General features: G+C 59.9%; 13 protein-coding genes and 1 pseudogene. 7 read left to right on the plus strand and 7 right to left on the minus strand.

Going from position 1 to position 16,376, the window contains the following annotated elements:
• Window positions 1–426: 426 nt before the first annotated feature.
• Window positions 427–639 carry a hypothetical protein gene (locus tag F6X39_RS36895; protein WP_262414753.1) on the minus strand — a complete coding sequence of 71 codons (213 nt, stop codon included), beginning with the start codon at window positions 637–639 and terminating at the stop codon, window positions 427–429.
• A gap of 13 nt (window positions 640–652) precedes the next feature.
• Complete coding sequence (locus F6X39_RS20345) at window positions 653–2,029, minus strand: FAD-binding oxidoreductase (RefSeq protein ID WP_187617878.1); 1,377 nt, start codon at window positions 2,027–2,029, stop codon at window positions 653–655.
• Window positions 2,030–2,133: 104 nt separating this feature from the next.
• Between F6X39_RS20345 and F6X39_RS20350 the strand changes: the two genes are divergently transcribed.
• The 3 genes and pseudogenes from F6X39_RS20350 (at window position 2,134) to F6X39_RS20365 (ending at window position 6,512) form a co-directional block, all read left to right on the plus strand.
• A complete protein-coding gene (locus F6X39_RS20350) occupies window positions 2,134–3,042 on the plus strand; it encodes a LysR substrate-binding domain-containing protein (RefSeq protein WP_187617879.1) in 909 nt (302 codons plus the stop codon).
• 313 nt (window positions 3,043–3,355) lie between these two features.
• Window positions 3,356–3,679, plus strand: a pseudogene (locus F6X39_RS20360) (glyceraldehyde-3-phosphate dehydrogenase); the annotation flags it as partial.
• 301 nt (window positions 3,680–3,980) lie between these two features.
• Entirely contained in the window at window positions 3,981–6,512 is a 2,532-nt protein-coding gene (locus F6X39_RS20365) for a mechanosensitive ion channel family protein (protein ID WP_187617880.1), read from the plus strand.
• A 12-nt stretch (window positions 6,513–6,524) separates the two neighbouring features.
• On the opposite strand, the gene F6X39_RS37390 is transcribed toward F6X39_RS20365, so the two are convergent.
• Window positions 6,525–7,445, minus strand: a complete 921-nt coding sequence (locus tag F6X39_RS37390; protein ID WP_222945270.1) for a GGDEF domain-containing protein — start codon at window positions 7,443–7,445, stop codon at window positions 6,525–6,527.
• Between F6X39_RS37390 and F6X39_RS20375 the strand changes: the two genes are divergently transcribed.
• The 4 genes from F6X39_RS20375 to F6X39_RS20390 all read left to right on the plus strand — a co-directional run bounded on the left by F6X39_RS20375 (window position 7,387) and on the right by F6X39_RS20390 (window position 11,894).
• A complete protein-coding gene (locus F6X39_RS20375; RefSeq protein WP_187617882.1) occupies window positions 7,387–7,776 on the plus strand; it encodes a VOC family protein in 390 nt (129 codons plus the stop codon). The two genes, F6X39_RS37390 and F6X39_RS20375, sit on opposite strands and share 59 nt — an antisense overlap.
• Before the next feature lie 327 nt (window positions 7,777–8,103).
• Window positions 8,104–8,367: a hypothetical protein gene (locus F6X39_RS20380; RefSeq protein ID WP_184040153.1), complete on the plus strand. Its 264-nt coding sequence runs from the start codon at window positions 8,104–8,106 to the stop codon at window positions 8,365–8,367.
• A 702-nt stretch (window positions 8,368–9,069) separates the two neighbouring features.
• Window positions 9,070–10,227, plus strand: coding sequence for an iron-containing alcohol dehydrogenase (locus F6X39_RS20385; protein ID WP_187617883.1), 1,158 nt, complete (start codon window positions 9,070–9,072; stop codon window positions 10,225–10,227).
• 155 nt (window positions 10,228–10,382) lie between these two features.
• The gene (locus tag F6X39_RS20390; protein WP_187617884.1) at window positions 10,383–11,894 is read left to right on the plus strand and encodes a CoA-acylating methylmalonate-semialdehyde dehydrogenase; all 1,512 of its coding nucleotides are present in this window, start codon (window positions 10,383–10,385) and stop codon (window positions 11,892–11,894) included.
• Window positions 11,895–12,007: 113 nt separating this feature from the next.
• On the opposite strand, the gene F6X39_RS20395 is transcribed toward F6X39_RS20390, so the two are convergent.
• From F6X39_RS20395 to F6X39_RS20410, 4 genes are all read right to left on the minus strand, one after another.
• Complete coding sequence (locus F6X39_RS20395) at window positions 12,008–13,015, minus strand: MDR family oxidoreductase (protein ID WP_187617885.1); 1,008 nt, start codon at window positions 13,013–13,015, stop codon at window positions 12,008–12,010.
• 147 nt (window positions 13,016–13,162) lie between these two features.
• Window positions 13,163–14,002, minus strand: coding sequence for an ABC transporter permease (locus tag F6X39_RS20400; protein ID WP_018419953.1), 840 nt, complete (start codon window positions 14,000–14,002; stop codon window positions 13,163–13,165).
• 4 nt (window positions 14,003–14,006) lie between these two features.
• Window positions 14,007–15,269: an ABC transporter permease gene (locus F6X39_RS20405; RefSeq protein ID WP_187617886.1), complete on the minus strand. Its 1,263-nt coding sequence runs from the start codon at window positions 15,267–15,269 to the stop codon at window positions 14,007–14,009.
• Window positions 15,270–15,321: 52 nt separating this feature from the next.
• Window positions 15,322–16,359, minus strand: coding sequence for an ABC transporter substrate-binding protein (locus tag F6X39_RS20410; protein ID WP_187617887.1), 1,038 nt, complete (start codon window positions 16,357–16,359; stop codon window positions 15,322–15,324).
• Window positions 16,360–16,376 lie beyond the last annotated feature (17 nt).

The raw sequence follows: 16,376 nt of genomic DNA on the forward strand, positions 1-16,376 counted from the left end.
ATTCAGCAAATTGACGGATGAGAGCGTAGTTGAAACCGGCAGCGGCCTGCTGCCGGTGACTCGTGAGGGTGGCGCGCGCCGCGGAACTACCTGAGACCAACCTTTCGCCAGCGACCGTGCGTGAGAACGTCGAGCGCCACTTGCGGAGTGGCAAACGCTGGGCGCATCAGGCGATAGTCGGCCACTTTCAGCCGTTCGCCTTCATGTTCCAACGGTCATTCAAGCGTCGGCTACGCTCAGTAGAACGGTCATTGATCGGCCATAGCCGAACGATGTCGAAGTTCCGGAGGGATATCGCTTCAGCCTTCAACGCCGAAGCAGGTCGAGAGTCGAACGAAGAAGTCAGGCACTGCGGCGCGCACTCAAAATCTGGTGTCCAAGTCGAACGATTTCTTTGACCAGCAGATCCAGGTCATCGCGACGGGTTTAGTCGTGGCGTATGGCGACCCGCAGACAATGCGCTCCGTGCACCGTTGTGTCGGACAAGGCCGCGATGCCAGCTTCCTGAAATCGCAGCATGATCTCGGCGTTGAGCGCCTTCAATGCTTCCTCTTTGCTCAGCGGATCAGGCAACAAGTTTTCGGCAAGCCGCCGGCGCGCTGCAGATCCGGCGCGCGCGCCGGTCAAGATGATCGGCATTGGGACGTGCCCGTCATGCCAGCGGCCGGATGTTCTGGTTCATGCGGAAGAAGTTCGTCGGATCGTACTGGGCCTTGATCTGCTGAAGCCGTCGGTAATTGGGACCGTATGCAGCCGCAATGGGTTCGCCCGTCTCATCGTCGTCCAAGTAGTTGACATAGCGACCGGCGGCAAAGAAAGGTCGCATTGCTTCGTAGGTTTCGCGAGCCCAGGCGACGCAGGCGCCGGTTTCCGCCGGCTGCATCCATTGAGCGAGCACGAGGAAGTTGTAGCCTTCACGCCGGTGCGGGAAGGCCGTGTCGGTCGCATTGACCCGGGTGACCGCGCCGTGGAAATGTTCGAGGAGCAGTTGGCCCATTGTCGTCGGGCACCGCGCGAAGCTGCTAATCATGGTGTCGATCGCAGCGTCGCTCAGCTCTGTGAGGAAGTTGGACTTCCAGTAGTTAAGAGCGCCTTTCGGGTAGTTGGCATCGAGCATGCTGTTGAGCTGGGAGTAGGGCATCGGCCCAACGGCATCCAAAATGGGAAGCGCGAACTGTTTCAGCGGCCGCATGGCCCTTTCGGCGTCTTCCAACGGCCCGCAGTGGCAGGTGACCAGGGCGGCCACCTTCGTGCCGGACCCGTCCGGCGCATGCGTCAGCGTTGCGAACAGTGTGTGCTCATCAGGCAGCGATCGTGTGCTGTTGCGGAAGAATTCGAGCAAGGCCCGGGAGCGTTCGATCGGGTGGACGATCGGGCCGCCCATAATGGTCGGCCCGACCGGGTGGAGTTCATACTCGAAGCTCGTGGCGACCCCGAAGTTTCCGCCGCCGCCGCGAAGCGCCCAGAAAAGCTCGGGCTCCCGGTGCTTGCTCGCCCGCAAGAGCTTGCCGCCAACCGTGACGAGCTCCACCGCCCGCAGATTATCGAGCGCCAGGCCGTATTTGCCCATCAGCCAGCCCACCCCGCCCCCGAGGGTAAGCCCGGCAATGCCCGTGCTGGAGACCACGCCCCCGGTGACGGCCAGGCCGTGCAACTGCGTCTCGCGATTGAGCTCGCCCCAGGTGACGCCGCCCTGCGCCCAGACTGTTCTACCCTCCGGATCGACATGGATGCCCTTCATCGGCGAAAGATCGACCATCACCCCACCATCAATCGTCGCCCGTCCCGCCACGTTGTGGCCGCCACCGCGAATTGCACCCTCGAGGCCGAGCCTGCGGGTGAGATCGAGGGCTCCGACAACGTCGGCTACGCCTTGGCACCTGGCGATCAAGGCGGGCCGCTTATCGATCAGGCCGTTGTGGATCTTCCTCGCGTCCTCATAGCCGGTGTCCATGGGTTGCAGGAGTTGCCCGCGGAAGGTGGCGGCAAGCTCGGCCGCAGCGTCGGCCAAAGATCCAATCGGCAGCATGGTGTCGTCTCCTCGAATTCGGCCCCAAGTCTCCACTGAAATCGGCCCAGGAGCAAACTCGAAGAATTCAGCTAAGGGTGAACTGACTTCATCTACACTGCTACATGCATAAGCTGCCGCCCCTCGTAGAGCTCCGCGCGTTTGACGCAGTCGCTCGCCATATGAGCTTCAAGAAGGCCGCGCTGGAGCTATGTGTGACGCCTACCGCGATCAGTCATCAGATCCGATTGCTCGAGCGCTATTGTGGTTGCGCCCTGTTCCGTCGCAGGCCGCGGCCCTTGACGCTGACCGAAGCCGGAGCGCGGCTGTTCCCCGCCATTCGTGGCGGGCTCGAGGTGTTTGCCACCGCAATCGCGGCCGTCAAGCGGGATAGCGACCAACAGCCCCTTCGCGTAACGACAACGAACGCTTTTGCCAGCCGTTGGCTCGTGCCCCGCCTGTCCGCATGGCGGAAATTGCATCCCGACCTGCCGCTGGAGGTGATCGGCACGGATACCGTGCTCGATCTGCAGGCCGGCGAGGGCGACGTCGCGATTCGTTACGCGACCAGCCGAGCAGTGCCGACGGGCGGGATCGTCGATGATCTCTTGAGAGATACATTCTGGCCCGTCTACAATCCGCGCTTGCTTTCAACGGGACAACTGAAGAGACCCGTCGATCTCGCAGAGCATGTTCTGATCCACTCCTATTGGTCGCCAGTCGACCATGAGCCGCCCACATGGCAAAGATGGCTTGCCGCGGCTCAGCGCAGGTGGCGCGAAGTGCCCGAATTGAAGGACATGCAGCACCTGAGCTTCCGGGAGGAGCTGCATGCCATCGAGGCGGTGATCGCCGGCCAGGGAATCGGGATTTTTAGTGACGCGCTCGTGGCACCCGAACTCGCCGCCGGTACGCTCGTAAAAGCATTCAAGCTAAGCTTGCCCGGGTATGGCTTCTATGTGATTCGCAGGCCAGGCCATCCGCGCGAAAGGACCATCCGAGCCTTCTCGGAGTGGTTGCGGTCAGCTACTTAATCCGCTCCTCTTGTTCGTTCAAAATCGCCTTATCAAACCCCCCTTCTAATGGCGGAACCATTCCACCAGAATGTGGTGAAGTCCAGGACGACCGTTCAACCCGCAAAAGCTGCCGTTTGCACGTGTGGCCCCCAACGGCAGAAGCGGGTCGCGTGCCGCCGATCGCGTCAGGCAGAGGTCGGCCATGAGCCGTCATTCGCACCCGCCGCGGTTCGGACATTCAGACGTCTGTTCCGGCGAGCAACCAGCCACTCGCCCAGCAACGCACGTGGAGATTGGGCATGGGCGGTTCATCGAAGCGGTACCGCAACAACCAGTTCGCGCGCGCGTGTGGCCTTGTCTGCGTGCGTCAGCGGCCGGGCACGGTCAACGGCGTGATGTTCATGACGCTGCGGTTGCGGCTGAAGCGGAGCTGCGCTGGGACGTGACGCCCAGATGGTCGCTGCTCGGCTTTACTGGCGTGGGTAAAACCTACGGACGGTTGCAGAGCTTTTCTCAGGCGCAGAACGTCCAAAGTGTCGGGGCGGGTTTCCGTTACCTGATCGCACGCAAGCTGGGCGTCTCGATCGGGATCGACGTCGCCCACAGCAAGGACCAGAACGCGTTCTATATCCAGGTTGGTAGCGCGTGGCGTTGACATGCATGACACTCACGTTCGAAAGGAGCGCGAGTCTGCGCCTGCACACACGCCGCAAGCGGACCTGCAGGGGCTCGGCTCGCCGCCGCGGGCCGGTGGCGCGGTGAGACCTTCGCTGCGTACGCGCTGCGTCCTTCGTGTGAGAGGGCCAAAGGGGCATGGAAGGGGCGGGGGGTTCGTGGTGATGTAAGCTTTACCCGTAATCCGCACAAAGTACAGTTCGGGCGCCGCAGGGCTTTTCGCAAAAGCGTTGGCGGGACGACCCAGCTCTCACGGGAGTGAGCTTTCGGAAGGGGTTTCCATGCACGCATTCATGCGGGGAGAATTCAGCCGTGCCATGGTCTTCGCGAGACGGCGGGCTCGCCCCGGCGTGTGGGGCGCCATAGAGTGTGCCTGCTTTCGCCTGGCCGCGACCGGCCTCCTCGTTCTGTCGACGGCGGCCTTCAATCTGGCGACCGCCGCCTTGCCCGCCGGGCTGCAAAACCTCATCAACAGTGCGACGGAAGGGCCCGCGCCGCCAGCTTCGGCGGCGCAGGCTGCCTCAGCATCAACGCCCGCAAGTCAGGCCGAACTTGCGCGCTCGCTGGACAGCCTGATCGGCACGCTCGAGAGCGATCCAAAACGCAAAGAGTTGGTCGCCCAATTGAAGGGGCTGCGTGCAGGTACCCAAAGTGCACCACCCGCTGTACCCACGGCGCCGGTGTCGCCCGGACAGGGCAACAGCGACCTGCTCGGCACGATTGCGTCAAGTATTGCGTCCGTCGAGACGGATCTGAGCGAGGGCCGCACCCCCTTGCACTACTGGGCGGCCCGTTCGAGCGCGGCGGCTAGCGAGTTGTGGACCATTCTTATTGGTGGAAGCGGGGAGCCGTTCGGCCATGTCCTGTTTGGCCTGATCGCGACGCTTGCGGGCTGGGGCGCGTGTGCTGGCGTGTTGGTCTATCTGCGCCGACGCCTCAGTGCACGATATGGCTGGAATGCCGCGCTCGAGCCGAATCCAACGTCGTTCGAACTGTTGAGTTTCGCATTTTGGCGTACGGCGCCATGGATCATTGCATTCGTGGCGGTGGCGCTGTTCATGCGGGGAATGCCCGACGCGCTCGGCAGCACGCTGGGGCTTGTGATCATCTATGCCATAGTCGCGGGCTCGCTTTTCTCGGCGATCTGCCTGATCATCTTCTCGGCGTTTAGCACGGCACACCGGCGTGTCGCCGTTCACCAACTGCTCGCGCAAAGTCGTTGGCCGCTTTTCGCGATCGGTGCATGTGGTGCGCTCGGCGACGCGACGGCCAATCCTGACGTCACAGTCCTGCTCGGCGTGAATCTCGCCGGGCTCGTGTCAGCATCCGCAAACGTGGCGGCGGCCGTCCTGATCGGTTATTTCGCACTCGCTTACCGGCGGCCCGTCACGCATCTGATACGCAATCGCCCGTATGCACGAAGGCGTGATCACAAACTCGCAACGGAAGCGCTCGATATCCTCGCATCGCTATGGCACATCCCGATCCTTTTAATTGCGATCGCCTCGGTCGTGGCGATCATCGATGCGCGCGGTTCGGAAGAGAACGTATTACAGCCGTCGCTTCTCAGTGCGCTGTCACTCGTGCTCACGCTGTTCGTGTCAGCGCTGCTCATGCACGTGACGCGTAGAAGGGACACGCGCGCACACCGCCGCGCGCCGCACCTGATGCGACTGTTGCGCTTCGCGAGCACGCTGCTCACCCTCCTGATTTGGCTCGCGTTCATTCAATTCGAACTGGACCTGTGGAGCGGTCCGATCGCGCGAATGATCAAGCACAGTGCGATGACACCCAGTGTCAAGCATGCGCTGGTTACAGTCATCGCGACGGTCTTCGGCGCCTGGTTCATCTGGATACTGTGCGATACCGCGATTCTCAACGCGCTGCGCCCGAGCAGTTCGCGTAGCAAGGCACTCGATCCCGGCGTGCGCGCACGCACGATGTTGCCGCTCGTGCGCAACGCGGTTTTCACGACGGTGGCGACCCTCGCCGCGATCGTCGCGGCCGCCACGCTAGGCGTCAATCTGACGCCTCTGCTGGCCGGTGCGGGCGTAATCGGTCTTGCGGTCGGCTTCGGTGCGAAGGCGCTTGTCACCGACCTGATCACGGGGCTCTTCATCATTGTCGAGGAGACGATCTCGGCCGGCGACTGGGTTGAGATTGACGGCAGCCATGCCGGCATCGTCATGGACCTGACGATCCGCACGGTTCGCTTACGTGACGGACAAGGCGCGGTTCACACCATCCCCTTCTCGCAGATCAAGATCGTGAAGAACCTGTCGCGCGATTTCGCCAATGCGGTATTCGAGGTGCGGGTGCCGTTTACCGTTGATCTCGACGAAGTGTCGCGCATGATTGTGCAAGTGGGCGCCGATCTGCAGGAAGATTATCGTCTGCGCAACGAAATACTCGCGCCTGTTGAAGTGTGGGGACTCGACCGCTTTGAATCGAACTGGATGGTGGTGAAAGGGCAGATCAAGACGCGGCCGCTGCAACAGTGGAGCGTGGCGCGGGCGTTTAACGCGCGGCTCAAGCGCAAGATGGACGAGGCGGGCATTGAGATCCCGGTACCGCACATGCGGCTTCACACCCCGCCGAGCGGACCCAACGCACGGTCGCAGCCTGACGATGGTGGCGAGGACGAGCGCGAACAGGCGATCGATCCGAACAGTGAGCCCCGACGCAGGCCGGCTACCACCACGCCATTGGAACTGCGCGTGCTCAAAGAGCCGCCCGCGAGGCCGCCAACTGAGGACCAGAAAGGCCCAAAATCCTCGCCCAACTCCCCCGGAACCGATACTGACCGTCTCTGATGGCTTCAGTCGTCAGGACTTCTTTTTTGCGAATTTCCGCAAGCCTGAGCGAACGGCAGGCGGCTGGGTCGCTACCGCTTTTATCGGTGCCCGGCCGGACAAGCTGGGCCGCATCGAGCGGCAATTGCGCGATCTGCGGCGCCGGGAGCCGGGGCCTGGGCATACGGCAATCCGGATTAGGCGAGCACGACCGTATTTCTGCCCGCTTGCTTTGCGTCGTCGATCGCCGCGTCGGCGCGCTCGATGACCGATGCCAGCGGCTCTGCCTTGGTATTGGTGGCCACGCCCGTTGACAGCGTGACTCCGTGCCGTTCCATCGTCTCCGCGGCGGTGCGTATGCGCTCCGCAAACGCGCATTCCGTCCTCCGGTTTCGTATGGGGGAGAAGCACAACGAATTCGTCACCGCCCCACCGGCACGCAAGATCCCATCCACGGACGCTGCCTCTGATCGCGGCGGCAACCCGTTGAAGGACAAGCTCCGCGGTGCAGTGCCCGAGCGTGTCGTTCACGCTTTTGAACCTGTCGCAATCGATGACCAGCAGTCTGTTGAGCCACCCATCCTGGAAGCGGCCGTACTCGGATTCAAAGGCGGCGCGGCGCATGAGTTCGGTGAGCTCGTCATTGCGGGCGTCTTCATACAGGACGCCAACCATGCTGTTAAGTGCATTCAGCGAGAAAGCGTTGGACGCATCGGTCGCGTGCTGCCGGTCGTAGTCGTGCAAGACCAAAGCAATTCTGCCAATCGATGAGGCGGGACCCGGCCACAACCGTTCGCTCGGCAAAGCGGCGAGAATTGGCGACAATTTTCGTTCGACGTATCCTTGAGGATCGATGTTCTGACACTCTTGGCCAACGACCCGATAACAAAGCCCGATGCAATCACATCTCAGAATCGCCAGGCCTGTCAGTGACCTTTCGCGGGCAGAAAGCATGTATTGCCCCGCGCTCAGCCTGGTTGTGCTGGCAAAATTTCAAGACCATCAGGGGTTCGATGGGGTGATGCTCGGACGTTCCGGCATGGACTATCACTTCGAGTTCACACAGTGCCGCGAACATCCGGTAGCGCCAACACCGACACGTGAGGATTTGCTGGTGTTTTACGCCCCGGATCGAGTTGAGTGGCGGTCGACTTGCGATCGCCTCACCGAGAGCGGATTTGTTTGCGTGACGTCGCTCAACCTTTATTGGGATGTGTCAGGTAGAACATTTGAGGATCATGACGGCTATCGAATCGTTTTGCACAACTCGGCATGGTTCTCATGATGCATGCGTAATGCAATTGGACGCCACCTCGATAGCTTTGCAGCAAGTCGCCCGGTCGCGTAAAAGGCAAACTCCGGCCAAGAGTTGCCGTTCGCGCAACACACAAAGTCGTCATTCCAACGGCCAGTTCACCTGATAGCTGCCCTTGCAACCCTGACGTCCCGACTGGCAGCAATGGGTGATGCCGGCCTCTCGTTGCCACGCACGCCGCTCGCTCAACATACGCAATCACCGATCCAGGCACGACGCCGACAGCCACGTCGGTCCCGCCGATGCCCCACCTTTCTGGCCTAAAATATCTCAAAAGAGCATCCGCCCGGGGGCATCATGAAAGCACTTATCGTTGCTGCGACATTGACGGCTGGCTGTTCCCTCGCCTACGCGCAGACTTACCCGCAGGGAGCGCTGGCTGACCAAAGCATGGGGGCCTATAGAGCGCAATTGGAAGCGCAGAAGCAACAGATCGAACTCCAGAACGAACAACTCCAATTACTGAAACAACAGCGCGACCTGGATTTGCTGAGGCAGCAGCGCGAACTGAATTCGCTGAGACAACAGCGCCAATTCGACTTGCTGAGACAGCGGCGCTAGATCGCTGTGAGGCGCGGCACCCGCCTCAAGATCCGGCTTGGCAACGGCCATTGCAGCGCCGAACGCTCAGTCTGTGTGGCGCCACTGGAGGGCATCAGGCGTTGAAGTCCTATACGCAAGTAAAGCATTCCTGCTCGCACCAGCCGAACGTCGCGACCGACATCGTGTTCGAAGCGGGGAAGAACTGCTTGTCATATCGATCGAGGGCGGCGGGGCGGATCAGCGCAAATGTCCCCGCCGAAGGTCGCTCTCGCGCGCGGCGACCGCTCACATGACGTGGACGAGATTAATGTAACTGCTTCTTCAGATCGCGCAGTTCGGCGGGGACGGGCAAAAAACGCCTTCCACCTCGCCCCGACGGCCATAGCCATAAGTAAAGCGGACCCATCATCGGCTTTTTTATTGCTTTACCCGCTCCTCGTTCTACCCGACAGTAACTTCAGCGCGCCGCCACGGCAGCTTGCAGCCGAAACGCGATTGATCAGTGCTGACGGCTACCTACGACAATGATGACCTGCATTGCAGAAAATCTGCGGTCCGGGAGACGAGACGATGAGTCATGTGGAAGCTCCCAATAGCAAAGATATCGATGTCTGGTTATCTAAATTATCAGAAAGACAAGGCATCGAGATGAAGACTTCAATTAATGATTAGATCCCGGATTGCTTCTTATATTTAACCGACATTAATACTGGATTCGATATGTCTAACCATGTGATTTTGCCGCGCATCCTCCAGGTCGGCGCCAACGCCAGCGAGACAGTTCCCACGGTTCTGGCGACTCTCGGCTGCAGTCGACCTCTGATCATCACCGACAAGATGATGGTGCAGCTGGGCTATGCCGGGCGCATTCAGGAAAATCTCGCCGCCAATGGCATGACAGCCGAAATTTTCGCTGATACGGTCCCCGAGCCTACGGTTGACTCGATTCGAGCTGGCGTGGAGAAGGCTCGCGCAGGAGACTACGACAGTATCATTGCACTGGGCGGCGGCAGTCCGATCGACAGCGCCAAGGCGATTGGCATTCTTGCCAAGCATGGTGGCGAAATGCGCGACTATAAGTTTCCGCGCGTTGTTACCGAGGTTGGGTTGCCCATTATCGCGGTGCCCACCACTGCGGGAACCGGCTCGGAAGTGACCCGTTTCACGATCATCACTGACGAGCAGAACGACGAAAAAATGCTCTGTGTGGGCATCGGCTTCATGCCCGTGGCAGCCTTGGTCGACTATAACCTGACCCTCAGCCTGCCGCCGCGCGTCACCGCCGATACGGGTATTGATGCGCTGACCCACGCGATCGAGGCCTACGTCAGCCAGAAAGCCAACCTGTACAGCGACAGTCAGGCCCTGGCGGCCATGCGCTTGATTGTCCCCAATCTGCGTAAAGCCTATCGATCCGGCCAGGATACAGCCGCCCGCGAAGCCCTGATGCTCGGTTCGACGCTCGCCGGTGTGGCGTTTTCCGCTGCGTCCGTGGCGCTGGTACACGGCATGAGTCGACCGATTGGTGCCTTTTTCCACGTTCCCCATGGCCTGTCCAACGCCATGCTGCTGCCCAGTGTGACCGCGTTCTCGATCCCGACGGCGGAAGAACGCTACGCTGATTGCGCTCGTGCCATGGGTGTGGCCGACAGGCAGGACAGTACGCAGACCGCCAATGCCAGGTTGCTCGCTGAATTGCGGTCGATCAACGCTGACCTTCAGGTGCCGATGCCCGAACAATTTGGTATCGACCGCGAGCGCTTCTTCAGCTTAATGCCGACCATGGCACAGCAGGCTCTGGCCTCCGGCTCGCCTGGCAATAACCCACGCGTGCCCTCGGTCGAGGAAATGGTCGAGCTCTACCGCGGTCTCTGGTAAGCAAATTCCCCCCTCAAAAAAATCGCATCTGAGCTATCGAAGTGAAGGTCATTCAGATGCGACAACAACTCTTGGCATCGGGAAGCAGAACCCTATTCCCATCGCCCATTTTTGTGGCCCTTAGAGCCTGTTCCGATCCCAGCAAGGAGTATGAAATGCAGCCCTTCAACGACGACGCAGACGTGGTTCACTTCATCAACGGTCGCCGCGTGCTAGGCACCGGCACTCGAAAGCAGCCGATATTCAACCCCGCGACCGGTTCTCCGGCACGCATGCTGCACCTCGGCGACGCGTCCGACGTAAGTGCCGCCGTAGCGTCGGGGAAACAGGCGTTCCAGGGATGGAGTAATACGCCACCCATCCGTCGCGCGCGCGTCATGCGCCGCTTTCTCGAACTGATGAACCAGCACAAGGACGAGCTGGCAGCGATCATGACGGCCGAGCACGGAAAAGTGTTCAGCGATGCGCAAGGCGAAGTGGCACGGGGCATTGATGTGATCGAGTTTGCCTGCGGCATTCCGCAATTGCTGAAGGGTGACCATACGGAACAGGTGTCGACCGACATCGACAACTGGACGACCCGGCAACCACTCGGCGTTGTCGCGGGAATCACGCCTTTCAACTTTCCGTGCATGGTTCCTTGCTGGATGTTTCCGATCGCGATTGCCGCAGGCAATGCGTTCATTCTGAAGCCCAGCGAGCGTGATCCGTCAGCGTCGCTCTACATGGCCCGCCTGCTGCAGGAAGCCGGGTTGCCTGACGGAGTGTTCAACGTCGTGCAAGGGGACAAGATAGTCGTGGATGCTCTGCTCGAACATCCTGACGTAAAAGCGATCAGTTTCGTCGGTTCGACGCCGATTGCCAACTACATCTACGAGACGGGGGCAAAGCACGGAAAACGGATCCAGGCGCTTGGCGGAGCGAAGAATCACATGGTTGTGATGCCCGACGCTGACATTGATCAAGCCGTCGACGCTTTGGTCGGCGCAGGCTACGGCTCCGCGGGTGAACGGTGCATGGCGATCTCGGTCGCAGTCCTCGTAGGCGACGTTGCCGACAAGCTGATTCCGCGGCTCGCTGATCGAGCACGCTCCGTAATAGTAAAGAACGGCACGGAGCCCGACGCCGAGATGGGGCCGATCGTCACACGTCAGGCGCTGGAACGCATTGAAAACTACATCGCGATTGGCGTCGAAGAAGGCGCGTCGCTGGTTGTCGATGGACGTGGCATCAAAGTTCCGGGGCACGAGGAAGGCTTTTTTACCGGTGCCACGTTGTTCGACCACGTCACACCCGAGATGCGCATCTATCAAGAGGAAATCTTCGGACCGGTGCTGTCCTGCGTCCGTGCGAAGGACTTTACAGAGGCCGTCGACCTGGTCAACGCGCACGAATTCGGCAATGGCGTCGCCTGTTACACTCGCGACGGACACATCGCGCGCGAGTTCGGCCGGAGAATTGAGGTTGGAATGGTTGGCATCAACGTACCGATTCCGGTACCGATGGCGTGGCACGGATTTGGCGGCTGGAAGCGTAGCTTGTTCGGGGACACGCACGCGTATGGCGAAGAAGGCGTCCGGTTCTATACGCGTCAGAAGTCAATCATGCAACGCTGGCCGGAGAGTATCGAGCAAGGTGCCGAATTCGCGATGCCGACGGCGAGGTAGTCTTTCCACTGCAAAACCCGCTACAGCTCCCGTGCTGCCACATCCCGGCACGGGAGAGCACACCACCGGTCCTGAAGTCGCAGACCTTCAAATCCGAACGGAAGCGCCCGACATCATGCGCTGCGGCAAATGTCGACAACCGTGCGACCGCTCAGCTTTCCATCCATCATTTGCACGGCTGCCTCCGGCACGTCGTGCAACGCTATTCGGTGCGTGAGTTCGGCGAGCTTTGCTCGATCCAGATCCGCAGCGAGCCGATTCCACGCTATCTGACGATGAGCGATCGGACACATAACCGAGTCAATGCCCAGCAGTTTTATACCGCGCAGAATGAAAGGCGCAACGTTCGCCGGGAACTCCATGCCTTGCGCGAGACCACATGCCGTTACGGCGCCGCCATATTTCGTCTGTGCGCATGCGTTGGCAAGCGTATGCGAGCCGACAGAATCCACAACCGCCGCCCAGCGCTCTTTCTGCAACGGCTTGCCGGCTGTCGACAGCGAGTCCCGATCGACCACATCGGCGGCGCCGATACGCTTCAGAAAATGCGCCTGCTCCGGCTTGCCCGTCGATGCCACGACCGTAAATCCCCAACTGCTCAATAGCGAGATTGCCACGCTGCCCACCCCGCCGCTCGCGCCGGTCACGAGGACTTCACCGTCGGCCGGCTTGACACCGGCCTGTTCCAGCGCAAGGCAGGATAGCATCGCCGTGTAACCGGCCGTCCCGATTGCCATGCTTTCGGCCGTTGATAGTCCCTGCGGTACCGCAATCAGCCAGTCGGCCTTCAGGCGGGCTTTCTCTGCGAGGCACCCCCAGTGGGTTTCGCCGAGGCCCCATCCGTTGACGAGGACAATATCTCCCGCTTTCCAGCGAGAATCTGTCGATGTCACCACCTCGCCGGCGCCATCGATACCCGCGACCATCGGCCAGGCGCGCACGACCGGACCGCGGTTCGTGACCGCTAGCGCGTCCTTGTAGTTAAGCGTCGAGTGCGCGATACGAATGAGCACTTCGCCGGCTGCGAGGGGATGCTCGTCGAGGGTTCGGTCATCGAGGCTGGTAACCCCGGCCGAAAAACCGCTGTCATTCTGCTGCAGATAAAGGGCTGAAAAAGCCATGCTTGTCCTCTCTGACGGTGAACGCAGGCGGGCAGGCAAGGCGAAATGGTACATCCGGACAACATAAACCATTCAAGGATGTACCACTACGCCCGATGCCTGACGGCTTGCACAGGAACAGGGCGACAGGTGCCGCGGCAAGCGATGTCACGTCGCTATCTGTCGCGCCGCGCTTCTGGACCTCAGCCACTCCATCGTCACCAGAAGCAGGCTCGAAAATACAATCAGAATTGTCGCAAGGGCAGCAATTGTCGGAGTAATGTTTTCCCGGAGGCCGATGAACATCTGCAACGGCAATGTACCTTGTGTCGGACCCGCGATGAACATCGTGATGACGACATCATCGAGCGACGTGGCGAATGCAAACAGGGCTCCAGAAATAACGCCCGGTGCAATGATGGGCAGGGTGACGGAGAAGAACGTCTTGACGGGCGACGCACCGAGGCTCAGGCTCGCGCGCACGTAATTCTGGTTGAACCCGGCAAGGGTGGCGTTGACAGTGACCACCACGAATGGAGCAGCGATAGCGGTATGACCCAGAATCAGACCAAGGTACGACCCGGCTAACCCCCACTTCGCAAAGAACAGATACATCCCGACGGCAGTGACGATCACCGGCACGATCATCGGCGAGATCAAAATGCCGATCAGCGCGCCCTTGCCTTTGAATGTCGCCTTGTTGAGGCCCAACGCGGCCAATGTCCCGAGGACAGTGGCCAGGATCGTGGCAAGCGGGGTTACGATGAAGCTGTTTTTTCCGGCACGAAGCCAGTCAATCGACGTAAACAGATTGTGGTACCACTTGAACGAGAACTTGTGTATCGGATAGACCAGGAATGTATTGTCCGTGAAAGAAAGCGGGATGATCACCAGTATCGGCAAGACCAGAAAAAGCAGGATCATGACATTGGTCGATCGCAAAAAGTAGTGCCACGCGATCTCGGGGGCCGATGTATAAGGTGCAAAACGCGATACGGTCGTTTTCATGGTCCTAACCTACCTTCAGTTCGTTGCCGACGATCTTTCGATAAACACCGAAGAGTATCAACGTCACGAGAAGCAGAACCGCTCCTAGTGCGCACGCCATCCCCCAGTTCAAGGCCACATTCGTGAAATAGGCGATGTAGTAGCTCACCATCTGGTCGCCGGCTCCGCCCAGCAATGCCGGAGTAATGTAGTAGCCCAAAGCCGTGATGAATACCAGCAGTCCGCCGGCGCCGACTCCTGGCAGCGTTTGCGGAAAGTAGACCTTCCAGAACGCGCCGAACGGGTGACTACCCAGCGAGATCGCTGCCTTCGTATAGCTGGCTGGCACCGATTTCATGACGCTGTACAGCGGCAGAATCATGAACGGCAGGAGGATATGCGTCATCGAGATCAGCACCCCCGTCCGGTTGAACAGCAGTGTCAATGGAGACGATATCAGGTCCAGCGACAGCAACGCCTTGTTGACGAGGCCGGATCCTTGAAGGATGACGATCCAGGCGGAGATCCGCACGAGGATCGAAGTCCAGAAGGGAAGGAGCACCAGGATCATCAGCAGATTTGCCTTACCCGCCGGCAGACTGGAGATCCAGTATGCCAGGGGGTAGCCGAGGAGCAGCGCGGCGAGCGTTACCAGGCCGCTAATCACGAACGTTCGCTTGAATACCTCCCGATATGCCGAGGCGCCTGGATCAACCGGAACGATGTCACCGGCAGAATTGCGACGGAAGTCCATCGTCGCGAGGAGATACTGGCTTGTGTATCGGGATGAATCTTTAGCGATTACCTGCCAGTAACCCGGATCTTCCCAACGCCTGTCGATTTCGATCAGCTTTTGTCGCACCTCGTGCGCAGGCAGCGCTGAATCATCGTCGCCGAACGGAAGTGCGCTCGAAGTCTTGTAGAACAACGAACGGAAACCCGGCATCTGCCCGTTCAGTCGACCGGCAGCGGTACCCGAACTGTTGTTCCCGCCGTTGCGCTCGATATCCAGCATCAGCCCGCGAAAAGCCTCATCCGGAACTGCCGATTTCCGATCCCAGTTTCGCAGCGCCGCCGTCGTGTCTGGCAACGCGTCAACGACTTCCGGACTCTGAATCGACCGTGAAATCATGGATGCAACGGGCATCACGAATACCAGAAAAATGAAAATAGCAAGGGGAGCGACCAGCGCCAGCGCCGCCATTTGCTTACGTAAATTCACGTTCCTAAGCGATCGCTTGAGCTCACGCAAATGCCAATCCTGCTGCTGAGTAGTTACCGCGCTCATGTCTCTCTCCTTCGCGTACGCATGCGTTCGAGCGATGGCTACGCGATTCACGTTATTTCGCTGCCCACGCGGTGAAACGCTGTTCCAGCCCGTCGCCGTGGTCGGTCCAGAACTCTACGTCGTTGGGGATAGCGGTTTTGCCGTTCTTCGGCGAGTTAGGCAGGTTTTCAAGAGTGGCCGCATCGAGCAACTTTAAAGCGTTCTTGTTGGTTGGCCCGTACGGAATGTGCCGCGCGAACGCAGCTTGAGCCTGAGGTTCGAGCACGTAGGCAATGTACTTCTCGGCTGCATCCTTATTTTTCGAGCCCTTCGGAATCACGAAAAAGTCCAGCTCATAGATGCTTTGGTCCCACGAGATACCCAGGTTCTTGTTCCCCGCCCGCATTGCGGCATCGATGCGGCCGTTATACGCGGTGGACATCGAAACGTCACCGGCGACCAGGAACTGCGGCGGCTGTGCGCCAGCCTCCCACCACTGAATGTGTGGCTTGAGCTCGTCCATCTTCTTGAACGCCCGATTGACGCCAGCCTCCGTGCCCAGCACGGTGTACACGTCTTTCGCCGGAACGCCGTCTGCCATCAGTGCGAACTCGAGGTTATAACGCGCCTCCTTCTTCATGCCACGCTTGCCAGGAAATTTCTTGACGTCCCAAAAATCCTTCCAGCCCTGTGGCGTGCCCTTCGTCAGGGTCGGGTTGTATGCCAGCACGGTCGACCACACGAATGTGCCGGCAGCGCAGGGAGTCACCGATCCAGGCACCAGATCACCCTTTTTCGCGATTTTCGACCAGTCGAGCTTCTCGAAGAGTCCGTCCTGACAGCCGCGTCCGATGTCTGCCGACTCGACTTCAACGACATCCCACGTGACATCTTTGGCGTCGACCATCGCTTTGACTTTGGCCATTTCGCCCGTGTACTCAATCGCAATCGTCGGAATACCGCTCGCTTTCGAGAACGGTTCAACCCAGGCAGCCTTCTCGGCATTCCCCACGGCGCCACCGTAATTGACCGTCGTAAGGCTGTCGGCCAATGCGAAAGCGGAACAACACATCATGGCAGCCACGCCGACCGTATTTCTAAAGAACCTCATTTCGTTCTCCTTGGCAC

Origin of the sequence: Paraburkholderia sp. UCT2 (genome assembly GCF_014397665.1) — a bacterium.
Taxonomy (GTDB): Bacteria; Pseudomonadota; Gammaproteobacteria; order Burkholderiales; family Burkholderiaceae; genus Paraburkholderia; species Paraburkholderia tuberum.